The organism is Roseivivax isoporae LMG 25204, assembly GCF_000521865.1.
Classification (GTDB): Bacteria; Pseudomonadota; Alphaproteobacteria; order Rhodobacterales; family Rhodobacteraceae; genus Roseivivax; species Roseivivax isoporae.
On record NZ_JAME01000003.1, the window covers coordinates 107,362 to 120,892 of the forward strand.

The following is a 13,531-nucleotide window of genomic DNA, read 5'->3' on the forward strand; positions in this document are numbered from 1 at the left end:
GCCGCAGGCGCGCCCGGGGGCGGGTCCCGTTCGACCGGACCCGGTCAGAACAGCGACAGCGTGGCCGGCACGCTGTAGGTCGGACCGCCGTAATAGAGGTCGATGCGGCCGACGAATTCCCCGTCCACCCAGCGAAACGTCCCGGTGTGATTGTCCTCGCGGAACGCGACCGTGCCGTCGCGGACGCTGATGAAATAGCTTGGATTGCACCCTTCCGAGGGATGTTCGGACGTCGACAGGCACCCCTGGTCCCAGTCCGCGCCCGATTTTCGCAACGGGAAGGCGCGCGTCAGGATCTGTGCCTCCTGCTGCGGGGACATGTCGCCCGCATCGTCCGGCGGGCCCGCCACCCGGGCGGTGGCGCCGTTCGAGCGCATGACCTCGCAATAGGTCGCCGCGGCGATCAGGTCGTCGTCGCCGCTGCGGTAGCCGTCGCGCAGGATGGTGCCGAAGGCCGCGCCCTCGACCCGCAGCATGGTTTCGTAGGCGGCGAGGCGGCCGTACCTGTCGGTGGCCGCGTCCCCGAAGCGCGCCGCGGCCTCCTGGAACTCCGTGTCCGTCACCATGAGGGGGGCCGCGCGTTCGGGATTGCAGGCGAGCGCCGTGCCCGGCGCGAGCGCCAGGGCGAGGGCGGCGACGAGGTGCTTCATTTCTCGCTCCTGTATTCGAGGTGGAGGCGCCCGCCGCTGTTCCAGACGAGCGGCGCCGTGAGCCTGACGTCCTGCAGCCGGCAGGTGTCCGAGAGGTCGTAGGGCAGCATGCGGACCTCGCCGTCGATGCGCACCCGGCGGGTCTGCGGATCGTTCTCCACGCGGATCCCCGGCGTGTCGGAGCAGGTGGGCACGCGCGCGGGCGTGGCGGCGAACGCGGACTCCTTCGGCCGCCACTCGGTGTAGCGGACGGGCTCCGGCAAGTCCGGTGCCGGGGGCAGCGGCGGATCGGCGCGGATCGGCTGGTCCTGTCGCACAAGGCCGATGGACGGGTTCGGGAGCGCCCAGTCGAGCAGGGCCACGGCGACCGCCGCGACGGCGGCCAGCGCGGTCACGGCCGTCCAGTTCACCGGGCGCACCCGCAGCGCCGCGGCGGCGCGGATCCAAAGCCCCCGGTCGCTGCAAGCCTGTCCCGTGCGTCCATGGCAAAATCCTACCAGACGCGGTTTTCGCCGCAAAGATCGATGTGTCGCGCGGGCCGTCCGGCCGGCGCGGCGCACGGTTTCCGCCCGCGCGGAATGCAGTCCGTGACGCGATGTCGCTTTCCCGCCATGACAAGTCGGGCGGGTCGGTCTGCGCGGCGCCGCTTGCCGGTATTCGGGGCCGCAACATCCACCCCGAGCGCAGTGAGTGCCGCCCCATGAAGACCGAAGTCAAAGCCCTCGTCGTCGGCGGCGGTGCCGTCGGCACCTCCATCGCCTACCACCTCGCCAGGGCGGGTTGGCAGGACGTGATGCTGCTCGAGCGCGACGAGTTGACCTCCGGGTCGACGTGGCACGCGGCGGGTCTCCTGCCCTACTTCAACATGTCGTATGCCACGACCCACATCCACGACTACTCGATCAAGTTCTACAAGACGCTCGAGGAGGAGACGGGCCTGAACGCGGGCTTCTTCGTGGTGGGCAACCTGCGCATGGCGCAGACCGAGGCGCGGATGGACGAGTACCGCCTCTACGCCGCGACGGCCGAGACCTGCGACGTGCCCTTCGAGTGGATGACGCCCGACCAGATCAAGGCGCGCTGGCCGCTGATCCGCACCGACGACCTGAAGGGCGCGATCTTCCATCCGACCGACGGCTACATCAACCCGGCCGACGTGACGATGGCCATGGCCAAGGGCGCGCGCCAGCGCGGCGTGCTGATCGAGCGCCGCTGGCAGGTGGACGGCTACGCCTGGGCGGGCGACCACTGGGACGTGACCGTGACGAAGATGGTCGAGAAGGGCGGCAACCTCGTGCCCTCCGACGAGACCCAGGTGATCCGGGCCGAGCACGTGGTGACCGCCACCGGAAACCACTCGCAGCGCACCGCGCGGCTCCTGGGGATCAAGATGCCGGCCATCCCGGTCGAGCACCAGTACATCGTGACCGAGCCCGATCCGGCGCTCGTCGAGTGGCGCAAGACGAACGACCAGCACCCGGTCATCCGCGACGCGGACGCCAAGTGGTACGTGCGCGAGGAGCGCGGCGGCTGGATCCTCGGCCCCTACGAGCGGAACGCGCCGGCGCGCTTCGAATACAGCGTCCCCGACAGCTTCCGCGCCGACCTCTTCCCGCTCGACCTCGAGCGGATCGAGGAGGAGTACATGTCGATGATCCATCGCCTGCCCTCGTCCGAGACGGTGGGGCTGAAGGACGATTTCAACGGCCCGATCTGCTACACGCCCGACGGCAACCCTCTGATCGGCCCGGCGCCGGGCCTGCGCAACATGTGGCTGGCCGAGGGGTTCTCGTTCGGCATCACCGCTGCGGGCGGCGCGGGGCACTACCTCGCGCAGATGATGGTCGAAGGCGAGGCCGAGATCGACATGGCGTCGCTCGATCCCAAGCGCTTCGCGCAGGACTGGATGACGACCGAATATGCCGCGCGCAAGAACGAGGAAGCCTACGAGCACGTCTTCATCCTGCACCACCCGGACGAGGAGCGCCCGGCCTGCCGGCCGCTCAGGACCGCCCCCAACTACCTCAAGCAGAAGGCCATGGGCGCGCAGTTCGGCTGCGTGAACGGCTGGGAGCGCCCGAACTATTACGGGTCCAAGGACGCGCCCGAGAGCTTCGACCACGACGCGCGGTCGTTCCGACGCGGCGGCTGGTGGCAGCACGCCGTCGACGAGGCGAAGGCGATTCGCGAGGGCGTCGGCCTGATCGATGCCACGGCCTTTGCCAAGCACGCGGTGACGGGCCCCGGATCGGCCGAGTTCCTGTCGGGCTTCACCTGCAACAAGCTGCCCAATGTGGGCCGCATCAACCTGACCTACGCGCTGACCGAAAAGGGCACCGTGCGCACCGAGTACACGATCGTGCGGCGGGGCGAGCGGGACTTCTACCTAGTCTCGGCGGGCGCCTGGGCGGCCTATGACGGGGATTTCCTGCGCAAGGCGGCCGAGGATTTCATGGCCGCGGGCGGCGCCCATGTCAGCGTGCAGGACATCACCACGCAATGGGGCGTCTTCGCCATCGCGGGTCCGAAATCGCGCGCGGTGCTGAACGCGCTGGTCAAGGACGCCGATCCCGCGACCGTGCTGTCCAACAAGCGGTTCCCGTGGCTGTCCATGCGCAACATCGAGCTCGGCATGGTGCCGGTGATGGCCCTGCGCGTGGCCTATACGGGCGAGCTCGGCTGGGAACTGCACCACCCGATCGAGATGTCCTCGCATCTCTGGGACCGGCTGATGGAGGCGGGCGAGGCGCACGGGCTCCGGCTCGTGGGCGCGCGGGCGCAGAACTGGCTGCGGCTGGAGAAGTCCTACCGCGCGTTCGGACACGAGCTCGGGCGCGACGCGACCCCGCTCGAGGCCGGGCTCGACCGTTTCGTCGACTGCACCCGGCCCTATGCGGGCAAGCCCGCGATGCTCGAAACCGGCATCCGGTCGAAATGCTGCACGCTGCTGATCGACGGGCCTGCGGACTGCGACCCCTGGGGGCGCGAGGCGCTCTATGCGGAGGACGGCACGCGCGTCGGGCGGCTGACCTCGGGCGGCTACTCGGTCGCTTTCGGACGCTCCATCGGCATGGGCTACGTGCGCCCGGGCCTCGCCAAGCCCGGCACGCGGCTGAAGGTGCGGATGATGGACGCGCTGTGGGATGCCGAGGTGACCGAGGATTCGCCCTACGATCCGAAGAACGAGACCATCCGCGTCGACGGCTGAGCCAAGGCCCCGCGCGGCCGGCCCCGGACGACGGGCCGGCCGCGCGCGCGCTCCGCATCGACAGTGCCGCCCGGCGGCGGTAGGGCAGGGCCGTTCCCCAGCGGAGAGAGCCATGCCCCCCTTTGCGACCTATGCCTTCCTCTGTGTGGCCATCATGGCGGAGGTCGTCGCGACGACCGCACTCGCCCGGAGCGAGAACTTCACCCGCCTCGGGCCGACGATCATCACCGTCGTGGGCTACGCGCTGGCCTTCTACTGCCTGTCCTACCCGATCCGGGTGCTGCCCACGGGCATCGTCTACGCGATCTGGTCGGGCCTCGGGATCGTGCTGATCACCGCCGTCGCGTGGCTCTGGGCCGGGGAGAAGCTGGATGTCCCCGCGATGATCGGGCTCGCGCTGATCGTGTCGGGGGTCGTGGTGCTGAACGTCTTCTCGAAGAGCATCTCGCACTGAGCGCCACGGGCGCCCCGGCCTCTGCCGGGGCGCCCGCCCGGGTCACGTCTCGTCCTGCACGTCGCCGCCCAGTTCGGCATCGGGCGGCGCGTCCTCGGTCGGCTTCGCACCGCGCCGGCGCGCGTCCTCGGCCGGATCCTGCGCCTCGCGTTCGCGGGCCTCGGCGCGTTCCTCGTCGCGCCCCTCGTCGCGCAGGCGCAGGGTCTGCGTCCGGCCCGACTTGTCCTCGCCGAAATACAGCGTCTGGTGCGGGAACGGGATCTCGATGCCGCGGGCGTCGAAGATCTTCTTGAGGATCTCGTTGTAGGCGCGCCCGACGCCCCACTGCTTGCCCGGCAGCGTCTTGATCCGTGCCCTCAGCACCACCGCGCTGTCGCCGAGCGCGTTGACGCCGAACCATTCGAGGTCCTCGAGGATCGAGATGCCCTGCTCGCCCGCGCGCAGCTCTTCGAAGGCGTCGAGCATGGCCTCGCGCGCCTCGTCCACGTTTTCGCGGTAGGCGATGCCCATGTCGGTCACGCAGAACGAGAAGTCGCGCATGTAGTTCGACACCATGTCCACCGACGAGAAGGGGATGATGTGGAACACGCCCTGCAGGTCGCGCAGGCTGACCGAGCGGATCGTGAGCTTCTCGATCGTGCCGGTGGTGCCGCCCACGGTCACAACGTCCCCCACGTTCATCGCGTTCTCGAACTGGATGAACACGCCGGTGATGATGTCCTGCACCATCTTCTGCGCGCCGAAACCGATGGCGAGGCCCAGCACACCGGCAGAGGCGAGGAGCGGGCCGATGTTCACCCCGAGCTCGGACAGGGCGAACATCAGCGTGAGCAGGATCAGCGCGATGGTTGCGGCGTTGCGGAAGAGCGTGAGCAGCGTCGTCTCGCGCGAGGTGGGCGGCTTGCCGTGGTCGGGATCGAGCCGGTAGTCGACCCATGCGTTGAGCGCGAGCCAGATGCCGGCGGCGACGATCAGGATCAGCGACACCGACACCGCCGCGCCCGAGAACGCGAGGCCGCGCTGGGAGGCCAGCCAGTCGGCGATGCCGAACACGCCGATCACGTTCACCGAGTAGATGATGACCGCGAGCGCCACGAGGAGCCGCAGGATCAGCAGGATCTTCGGCACCACCTCGTTCACCCGCGCCTGCAGGAGCGGCAGGCGCTGGGTGATGCCGTCTGGCAGCGGCAGGCCGTCGCGCGAGGCGCGGCCGAAGAACCCGACGATCACCGAGCCGAGGAGGATCGCCAGCGCCACCTTGCCCGACGCGATGAGCGTGTCGAACACGACATCGGCGGGACGGGTCATGATGACCACGAACATCGCCGCGAGGTAGGCCAGCATGAACCAGTGCCAGAGCCGGATGAACGACCCGAGCACGCCCGTGGGCTTCTTGCGGTCGGGCACGGGCGTCGCGGGCAGCGCGCCGGAGGTGCCGTCGGGCGCGCCGTGCGTCTCGGCATCCGCATCCTCGCTGCGCTCGACCTCGGTCTCGTCGGTGAAGGCTCCGCTGGCGAGACGGCGGGCCAGCCAGTCGGCGACCGGCGCGCGGTAGCGGATCACCGCCCAGACGAGGTAGATCAGCACGAGCAGCGACAGGAGCGCCGAGACCCCGAGCCCTGCCCCGAAGGACACGTTGCGGTTGACGATGGGCACGATCAGCAGCTGGCCGTAGCCCAGCACGCTGACCACCGCGTTGCAGATGCGGTAGAGCCGCCGCGCGCCGTGGTCCGACACGTTCATGAGCCGCAGCCCGCCCGCCGCCGGGGAGACGATCATGCGGATCGCGACCTTGACCAGCTCGACGATGAGGAAGGCGTTGAGGTAGAGCGCCTGGCGGAACTCCATCTGCCCGTAATCGCCCATCACGAGCAGCGTGACCGCGTAGCCGATGGCCCAGGCGATCACCACCACGAGGATGTCGAGCACCGCCGACCCGATGTAGATCAGCACCGTGCGCAGGAGGCTCGCCTCGCTCGCGCGGCTGCCCATGCGGTGGAAGACCGGCATGAGGGCGAGCCGCAGCCCGACGAAAACCGCGACGGTGATCGCGATGATGACGAAGAGGTTGGTGAAGGCGTCGATCAGGACCGACACCTCCTCGGGACCGATGCCGCGCAGGACGCTGTCGGGGCCGGTCACCGCCGAGAAGAAGTTGGCGAACTCTGTCAGCGCGGTCTCGGCGATGGATTGCGTGAATTCCGCGACGCGGCTGCCGAGCGATTCCTCCTGCGCCGAGGCGAGGAAGCCCTCGCCCTCGGAGGACCCGGAGCCCTCGCCTTCGCCCTCTCCCTCGCCGCCGCCCGATTGTCCGGACAGGACCGATTCGAGCTGGGAGATCAGTTCCGCGCGCGCCGCGTCGTCCTGCAGGACGGTGAGGAGGCTCTGCAGGGCGCTCGTCCCCTCGGGCGTCCCGGCCGCGGCCTCGGCGGCCTCGGTCGCCGCCGCCTCCTGTTGCGCCGAGAGGGGCGCTGGGCCGGCGACAAGGGACGCCAGCAGCAGGAGCGCGATCGCCAGTGCCGTCAGGGCCGCGCGCCCGGCGCGGAACAAGGGCCGAAACATGTGCACCTCTTAAGTTGTTCTTCTGGATCTTCCGTTGGCGCGCAACCTAGCGGGGACGATCCCGAGCGCAACCATCCGCCCCGCGCGGGCCGTGCCGGAGGCGGTCCGCCGCCCCGGCGCCGGGCCGTACCTGCCCGCGCCGCCCTGTCGCAGGTGACGGGCCGATGCGGGGCTTGAGTGGAACCTTGGGGGAACATATGATGAACGCATGGTGAAGCGTACCCTTGCAGAGAAGCTCGCGATCCTGTCTGACGCGGCCAAGTACGACGCCTCCTGCGCATCGTCGGGGGGTGAGCGGCGCGATTCGCGCGACGGCAAGGGGCTCGGCTCTTCGGGCGGGTCGGGCATCTGCCACGCCTACGCGCCCGACGGGCGCTGCATCAGCCTGCTCAAGATCCTGATGACCAATTTCTGCATCTACGAGTGCGCCTACTGCATCAACCGCGCGTCGAGCCGGGTCGAGCGCGCACGCTTCTCGGTGGAGGAGGTGGTGCGGCTGACGGTGGAGTTCTACCGCAGGAACTACATCGAGGGGCTGTTCCTGTCCTCGGGCATCATCCGCTCGCCCGACGACACCATGGCGGACATGGTGCGCATCGCGCGCACCCTGCGCGAGGTCGAGGGCTTCCGCGGCTACATCCACCTCAAGACCATCCCCTCGGCGAGCCGGGAGCTGATCGACGAGGCGGGGCGCTGGGCGGACCGGCTGTCGATCAACGTGGAGATGCCGACCGAGGCCTCGCTCGCGGACTACGCGCCCGAGAAGAGCGCGCAGGGCATCCGCAAGGCCATGGCGGAGGTGCGGCTCCGGCGCGAGGCGTCTCGCGAGGGGCCGACCTTCCGCGGCAAGCGGCCGGCGCGGTTCGCGCCCGCGGGCCAGTCGACGCAGGTGATCGTGGGGGCCGACGCGGCCTGCGACCGCACGATCCTGACGCAATCCTCGACGCTCTACGCGAGCTACGGGCTGAGCCGGGTCTATTATTCCGCCTTCTCGCCGATTCCCGATCCCGCGAAGGCGCTGCCGCTGAAGCCGCCGCCGCTTATGCGCGAGCACCGGCTCTACCAGGCGGACTGGCTCCTGCGGTTCTACGGCTTCGGGGTGGAGGAGATCGGCGGCAGCTCGGGCATGCTCGACCTCGACATCGACCCGAAGACCGCCTGGGCGCTGCGGCACCGCGAGCGGTTCCCGGTCGACGTGAACCGCGGGAGCCGGGAGGAGCTGCTGCGGGTGCCGGGCTTCGGCACCAAGACGGTGGGCCGCATCCTCGCCGCCCGACGGCGCGGGGCGGTGCGCTACGAGCACCTGAAGGCCATGGGCGCGGTCCTGAAGAAGGCGCAGGCCTTCATCGTCGCGGGCGGCTGGAGCCCGCACGGGCTGCTCGAGGCGGAGCGGCTGCGCGCCCGCTTCGCGCCCGCCCCCGAGCAGCTCGCGCTGTTCTGACCCCGTGCGCGCGGTGGTGCTGCCCGAGGTCGAGACGGTGCCCGCCTGGCGCCGCGCGGCCCGTGCACTGGCCGCGGAGGGCGTGCCGGCGGACGCGGTCCTGTGGTCGGTGGGCGAAGCCACGGCCGACCTCTTCGCCGGCGGGGAGCAGGCCGGGGCTCCGCCCCGGACCCCGGGATATTTGGACCAAGAAGAAGGCGGAACGTCCCGTGCCGCGCGGCCGAGGCTGCCGCGGGCGGCGATCGACACGATCGAGAGCGCGCTCTGCCATTCCGATCCCGAGCGGTTCGCGCGCGCCTACCGGCTGGTGCTGCGGCTGTCCTCGGGGGCGGTGGCCTGGGGCGACCGGTCGGACCGCGACGTGCGCACCGTGCTCGCCCACGCGAAGGCGGTGGGGCGCGACATCCACAAGATGCATGCCTTCGTGCGGTTCCGCGAGGTGCCGGGCGGGGGGACGCGGCGCGCCTTCGCCGCATGGTTCGAGCCCGAGCACCCCTGCGTCGAGCGCGCGACGCCGTTCTTCGCCCGCCGCTTCGGCGACATGGACTGGGTCATCGCGACGCCGCGGGTGACCGCGCGGTTCGAGGCCGGAGCGCTGCGCTTCGAGGCGACGCGCGCGGGCATGCGGCCGCCCGAGGACGCGACCGAGGAGCTGTGGCGCACCTATTACGCGTCGATCTTCAACCCCGCGCGGGTGATGGTGAAGGCGATGTGCGCCGAGATGCCCCGGAAGTACTGGAAGAACCTGCCCGAGGCGGCGCTGATCCCGGAACTCGTGCGCGGGGCCGAGACGCGGGTGCGGGCCATGGCCGCGGCGGCGCCCGCGCCGGTCGCCCCGCCCCGGGCCGAGAAGCTGCGCGCGGCGGCGCGCGCGCTTCTTGCCGAGGCCGAGCCCGTCGACGCGGCCGGCCGGCTCGCCCGCGAGATCGGCGCCTGCGCGCGCTGCGGTCTCTGCGGGCCCGCCACCCAGGCGGTGCCGGGCGAGGGGCCGGCCCATGCGGCGCTCATGGTGGTGGGCGAGCAGCCGGGCGACCGGGAGGACCTGGCCGGGCGGCCCTTCGTCGGGCCCGCGGGGCAGGTCCTGCGCGCCGAGGCCGCGCAGGCGGGGCTCGACCTCGGGGCGGCCTGGCTCACCAACGCGGTCAAGCATTTCAAGTTCGCCCCGCGCGGCAAGCGGCGCATCCACCAGCGCCCCGACGCGGGCGAGGTCGAGGCCTGCCGCTGGTGGCTCGACCTCGAGCGCGCGCTCGTGCGCCCGCGGCTGGCGGTGGCGCTCGGGGCGACGGCCGCGGGGGCGCTGACGGGGCGGGGCGGCGACCTCCTGCGGAGGCGCGGCGGGATCGAGGCGGCGCCGGACGGCACGCCTGTCCTCGTCACGGTGCACCCGTCTCGGCTCCTGCGGCTGCCCGACCGGGCGCGGGCCGAGGAGGAGCGCGCGCGGTTCCGCGAGGACCTCGCGCGGGCGGCGCGCGCCGTGGCGTGACCTTGCCCTGCGGCGCGATCCGTGGCAGCCCCCGGCGCATCACGGCCATCCCGCCCGGAGGAGAGATGCCATGCCGGACCTGACGATCCGCAAGAACGCGCCGTTCGAGCTCGAGACGCTGTCGGAGCTCCTGACCGACGCGGACGACCTCGCGCTGGTGAACCCGAACGCCAAGCACCCGTTCGACCCGCAGGAATGGGTCGAGAAGTGGCTGAACGAACCCGACGACGCCTCGTTCTACATCCTCGACGCGGACGGGCGCGCGGTGGGCTTCTTCGCGCTGAGGGTCGGCGTGGGGCCGGAGGTGCGTCACCTGACCTATGTCTACGTGGCCGAGGCGGCGCGCGGCGGGGCGGGCGCGCAGATGGCGGCGCTGGTCGAGGCGGCGGCGCGGGACCTGGGCGCGCTGACGATCACGCTGAAGGTCGAGACCGACAACGAGCCCGCGTTCAACGCCTACGTCTCGGCGGGCTACGAGGAGCTGTCGCGCCGGGGCGGCATGGCGACCATGCGGCTCGACTTGGGCTGAGGCAGGCGCGCCGCAAGGGCCGGGCCCGGGCTGCGGGAACGGGTCCCGGCGGCACGGCGTGCCGTGATCCCGCGAAACGGGCGCAGGACCGCGCGGGCGGGCCGGGTCCACGGGGATGTTCGGGGGGTATTGGTGGAGCCTAGGGGGATCGAACCCCTGACCTCCTGCATGCCATGCAGGCGCTCTCCCAGCTGAGCTAAGGCCCCGGAACCGGCGCGTCGCGGCGCCGTGCGGGCGATGTAGTGAAAGCCGCGGGCGGGATCAAGCGGAAAATCCCGCCGCGGCGTCCCGTGTCAGTCGTCGCCTTCGTCGGACACGTCCGCGATCTCGTCGAGCGAGACGTTGCCGTCGTCGTCCTCGTCCTCGAGGACGTCATCGTCGTCGAGTTCGACCTCGACATCGTCGTCCTCGATCACCTCGACGTCGTCGTCGTTGCTGGTGCTCTTGCTCGACGACTTCGACTTGCGCGAGGCGCCGTCGGCGGCGTCCGCGGCGATCATGCTGCGCTTGCCGGTCTCGATCTCGACGACCTCGCCGGTATAGGGGCTGATGACCGGCGACTGGTTGAGGTCGTAGAAGCGTTTGCCGGTGGTCGGGCACACGCGCTTGACGCCCCATTCTTCCTTGGGCATGGGAGTCCCTTTCACTAGGTCTCGGGTCTTGCGGACAATCCCGGCCCCCTGCCATAACGCGCGGGGGCCGTCAACGGCAGAGCGCGCGCGGGCGGCCGCCCGCTCCGGGCGGCCCTGGAGGTAGGGCAGAGATGGGACGCATCGCGCTTCACGGCAACCCCCCGATCGACGTCGACCTGCGCCGCTCTTCGCGGGCGCGGCGCATCAGCCTGCGCCTGTCGGGGCTCGACGGGCGGGTGACGCTGACGCTGCCCCGCCGCGTGCCCGAGGCCGAGGGCCTGGCCTTCCTGCGGGAGAAGGAGGCGTGGCTGCGCCGGCACCTCGCCGACCGGGCGCCCGAGGTGCGGGTGGGGCTTGGCGCGACGCTGCCGGTGGAAGGGCGCGCGCACCGGATCGAGACGGGACCCGGGCGGTCGGTGCGGCAGGGCGACGGCGTGCTTCTCGTGCCGGGGGCGGAGCGCCAGGTGCCCGCGCGGCTTTCCGCGTGGCTCAAGGCGCGCGCCCGCGACCGGCTCGCCGCAGCGTCGGACCGGCACGCGGCGGCGCTCGGGCGCCGCTACGGCCAGCTCGCGCTGCGCGACACGCGCTCGCGCTGGGGGTCCTGCTCGTCCGAGGGGCGGCTCATGTATTCCTGGCGGCTGATCCTCGCGCCGCCCGAGGTCCTGGACTACGTCGCCGCGCACGAGGTGGCCCACCTTGTGGAGATGAACCATTCGCGTGCCTTCTGGGCGCTGGTCGACCGGCTCTGCGGCGACTGGCAGGACCAGCGCGACTGGCTCAGGCGCGAGGGTGGGCGGCTCCACGCCTACCGGTTCGAGGCCGCGCCCGCCGAGGACGATTGACGCCGCCGCGTTTCGTGATCACAAGACGGGGCCATGCTGTCCTCGTCCCGATCCTCGCCCATCTTCGGCCCCCGCGCGGCGGAAACCGCGCCCTCGGCGCACGACCGGGTCTACCGGGGCCTGCGCTCGCGCATCATGTTCGGCCAGATGGCCCCGGGCGTTCCGCTGACGCTGCGCGGCATCGGGCGCGACTTCGACGTGTCGATGACGCCGGCGCGCGAGGCGGTGCAGCGGCTGGTGGCCGAGGGGGCGCTGTCCATGTCGGCCTCGGGACGGGTGTCGACGCCCGAGCTGACCAACGAGCGGATCGAGGAGCTTGCCGCGCTGCGTGCGCTGCTCGAGGTGGAGCTGGCGAGCCGGGCGCTGCCGCGGGCGCACATGGCGCTGATCGAGCGGCTGCAGACGATCAACGGCAGCATCTCGGACGTGGTGTCGAACCGCGACGCCGTGGGCTACATCCGTGCGAATCTCGAGTTCCACCGCACGCTCTACCTGCGCGCGCAGGCCCCCGCGATGCTCGCCATGGCCGAGACCGTGTGGCTGCAGCTCGGGCCGACCATGCGGGCGCTCTACGCGCGGCTCAGGCGGTCGGAATCGCCGCATTTCCACCGGCTGATCATCGCCGCGCTGCGCGCGGGCGACGAACCGGGGCTGCGGCTTGCGGTGCGCTCGGACGTGACACAGGGCCTGAAGATGCTGGTCGGCTGAGGCCGCGGCCGGATCAGGCGGCGAGCCCCTTCGAGCCCATGGACAGGAACTTGCGCCGGCGCGCGGCGAGAAGCTCGGCCCGCGGCAGGTCCTCGAGCTGGCCGAGCATCGCCGCGATCGTGCCCGCGACGCTCGCCATGGTGCTGTCGACGTCGCGATGCGCGCCGCCCAGCGGTTCGGGGATGATGCGGTCGATCACGCCGAGCTTCAGGAGGTCCTGGGCGGTCAGGCGCAGCGCCTCGGCGGCCTCGCGCATCTTCTCGGAATCCTTCCACAGGATCGACGCGCAGCCCTCGGGCGAGATGACGGAATAGACGGAATGCTCGAGCATCGCCACGCGGTTGGCGGTGGCGAAGGCGACGGCGCCGCCCGATCCGCCCTCGCCGATGATGACCGACACGAGCGGCACGCGGATCTGCAGGCAGGTCTCGGTGCAGCGCGCGATCGCCTCGGACTGGCCGCGCTCCTCGGCGCCCTTGCCGGGATAGGCGCCGGGCGTGTCGACGAGCGTGACCACCGGCAGGCGGAACCGGTCGGCCATCTCCATCAGTCGGATCGCCTTGCGGTAGCCCTCGGGCCGGGCCATGCCGAAATTGTGGGTGAGCCGCGACTGGGTGTCGTTGCCCTTCTCGTGGCCGATCACCATCACCGGGCGGTCGTTGAAGCGCGCGAGCCCGCCCATCACGGCGTGGTCGTCGGCAAAGCCGCGATCGCCGGCGAGGGGCATGTATTCGGTGAACAGGGCAGCGATGTAGTCGCGGCAATGTGGCCGCTCGGGGTGGCGCGCGACCTGGCATTTCCGCCAGGGCGTGAGCTTGGTGTAGAGGTCGGTCAGCATCGCCTGCGCCTTGCGGTCGAGCGCGCGGGCCTCGTCCTCCACGTCCATCTCGGGGTTGGCGGAGGCCATGGCGCGCAGCTCCTCGGCCTTGCCCTCGATCTCGGCGAGCGGTTTTTCGAAGTCGAGATAATGCATCTTGCGCGTGCCCCTTGGGTCGTGCGGTCCGATATGGCGCGGGGCGGAC

12 protein-coding genes and 1 tRNA gene are annotated in these 13,531 nt (G+C 71.2%); 7 read left to right on the plus strand and 6 right to left on the minus strand.

Features of this window, described 5'->3' with window-relative positions:
* Window positions 1–44: 44 nt before the first annotated feature.
* Window positions 45–650: a hypothetical protein gene (locus tag RISW2_RS02630; RefSeq protein WP_043766215.1), complete on the minus strand. Its 606-nt coding sequence runs from the start codon at window positions 648–650 to the stop codon at window positions 45–47.
* Window positions 647–1,060, minus strand: coding sequence for a hypothetical protein (locus RISW2_RS02635; protein WP_043766218.1), 414 nt, complete (start codon window positions 1,058–1,060; stop codon window positions 647–649). Before RISW2_RS02635 ends, RISW2_RS02630 begins: the two co-directional genes overlap by 4 nt.
* 290 nt (window positions 1,061–1,350) lie before the next feature.
* Between RISW2_RS02635 and RISW2_RS02640 the strand changes: the two genes are divergently transcribed.
* Together RISW2_RS02640 and RISW2_RS02645 are read left to right on the plus strand one after the other, a co-directional pair.
* Window positions 1,351–3,858: a GcvT family protein gene (locus tag RISW2_RS02640; RefSeq protein WP_043766220.1), complete on the plus strand. Its 2,508-nt coding sequence runs from the start codon at window positions 1,351–1,353 to the stop codon at window positions 3,856–3,858.
* 112 nt (window positions 3,859–3,970) lie between these two features.
* The gene (locus RISW2_RS02645; RefSeq protein ID WP_043766221.1) at window positions 3,971–4,312 is read left to right on the plus strand and encodes a DMT family transporter; all 342 of its coding nucleotides are present in this window, start codon (window positions 3,971–3,973) and stop codon (window positions 4,310–4,312) included.
* 42 nt (window positions 4,313–4,354) lie between these two features.
* Here RISW2_RS02645 and RISW2_RS02650 read toward each other — a convergent pair whose 3' ends face one another.
* The gene (locus RISW2_RS02650) at window positions 4,355–6,874 is read right to left on the minus strand and encodes a mechanosensitive ion channel domain-containing protein (protein ID WP_084615220.1); all 2,520 of its coding nucleotides are present in this window, start codon (window positions 6,872–6,874) and stop codon (window positions 4,355–4,357) included.
* A 211-nt stretch (window positions 6,875–7,085) separates the two neighbouring features.
* Here RISW2_RS02650 and RISW2_RS02655 point away from each other — a divergent pair, with 211 nt between their 5' ends.
* The 3 genes from RISW2_RS02655 (at window position 7,086) to RISW2_RS02665 (ending at window position 10,327) form a co-directional block, all read left to right on the plus strand.
* On the plus strand, window positions 7,086–8,315 hold the full coding sequence (locus RISW2_RS02655; protein WP_156943770.1) for a putative DNA modification/repair radical SAM protein: 1,230 nt from the start codon (window positions 7,086–7,088) through the stop codon (window positions 8,313–8,315).
* Between the two features lie 4 nt (window positions 8,316–8,319).
* Window positions 8,320–9,798 (plus strand): UdgX family uracil-DNA binding protein, encoded by a 1,479-nt coding sequence (locus RISW2_RS02660; protein WP_043766227.1) that lies wholly within the window; start codon window positions 8,320–8,322, stop codon window positions 9,796–9,798.
* A gap of 70 nt (window positions 9,799–9,868) precedes the next feature.
* Complete coding sequence (locus tag RISW2_RS02665) at window positions 9,869–10,327, plus strand: GNAT family N-acetyltransferase (protein WP_043766230.1); 459 nt, start codon at window positions 9,869–9,871, stop codon at window positions 10,325–10,327.
* Window positions 10,328–10,457: 130 nt separating this feature from the next.
* On the opposite strand, the gene RISW2_RS02670 is transcribed toward RISW2_RS02665, so the two are convergent.
* Window positions 10,458–10,533, minus strand: a tRNA-Ala gene (locus RISW2_RS02670).
* Between the two features lie 87 nt (window positions 10,534–10,620).
* On the minus strand, window positions 10,621–10,959 hold the full coding sequence (locus RISW2_RS02675) for a TIGR02300 family protein (RefSeq protein ID WP_043766233.1): 339 nt from the start codon (window positions 10,957–10,959) through the stop codon (window positions 10,621–10,623).
* 131 nt (window positions 10,960–11,090) lie between these two features.
* Between RISW2_RS02675 and RISW2_RS02680 the strand changes: the two genes are divergently transcribed.
* Complete coding sequence (locus RISW2_RS02680) at window positions 11,091–11,801, plus strand: M48 family metallopeptidase (RefSeq protein ID WP_043766235.1); 711 nt, start codon at window positions 11,091–11,093, stop codon at window positions 11,799–11,801.
* Between the two features lie 33 nt (window positions 11,802–11,834).
* Window positions 11,835–12,509: a GntR family transcriptional regulator gene (locus tag RISW2_RS02685; protein WP_051491759.1), complete on the plus strand. Its 675-nt coding sequence runs from the start codon at window positions 11,835–11,837 to the stop codon at window positions 12,507–12,509.
* A gap of 13 nt (window positions 12,510–12,522) precedes the next feature.
* Here RISW2_RS02685 and RISW2_RS02690 read toward each other — a convergent pair whose 3' ends face one another.
* Window positions 12,523–13,482 (minus strand): acetyl-CoA carboxylase carboxyltransferase subunit alpha, encoded by a 960-nt coding sequence (locus RISW2_RS02690; RefSeq protein WP_043766238.1) that lies wholly within the window; start codon window positions 13,480–13,482, stop codon window positions 12,523–12,525.
* Window positions 13,483–13,531 lie beyond the last annotated feature (49 nt).

What these genes read in the sequence shown, in the direction of transcription:
- RISW2_RS02630 (WP_043766215.1), bottom strand. Translation starts at nt 650, where the DNA reads ATGAAGCACCTCGTCGCCGCCCTCGCCCTGGCGCTCGCGCCGGGCACG.
- RISW2_RS02640 (WP_043766220.1), top strand. Translation starts at nt 1,351, where the DNA reads ATGAAGACCGAAGTCAAAGCCCTCGTCGTCGGCGGCGGTGCCGTCGGC.
- RISW2_RS02645 (WP_043766221.1), top strand. Translation starts at nt 3,971, where the DNA reads ATGCCCCCCTTTGCGACCTATGCCTTCCTCTGTGTGGCCATCATGGCG.
- RISW2_RS02650 (WP_084615220.1), bottom strand. Translation starts at nt 6,874, where the DNA reads ATGTTTCGGCCCTTGTTCCGCGCCGGGCGCGCGGCCCTGACGGCACTG.
- RISW2_RS02665 (WP_043766230.1), top strand. Translation starts at nt 9,869, where the DNA reads ATGCCGGACCTGACGATCCGCAAGAACGCGCCGTTCGAGCTCGAGACG.
- RISW2_RS02675 (WP_043766233.1), bottom strand. Translation starts at nt 10,959, where the DNA reads ATGCCCAAGGAAGAATGGGGCGTCAAGCGCGTGTGCCCGACCACCGGC.
- RISW2_RS02680 (WP_043766235.1), top strand. Translation starts at nt 11,091, where the DNA reads ATGGGACGCATCGCGCTTCACGGCAACCCCCCGATCGACGTCGACCTG.
- RISW2_RS02685 (WP_051491759.1), top strand. Translation starts at nt 11,835, where the DNA reads ATGCTGTCCTCGTCCCGATCCTCGCCCATCTTCGGCCCCCGCGCGGCG.
- RISW2_RS02690 (WP_043766238.1), bottom strand. Translation starts at nt 13,482, where the DNA reads ATGCATTATCTCGACTTCGAAAAACCGCTCGCCGAGATCGAGGGCAAG.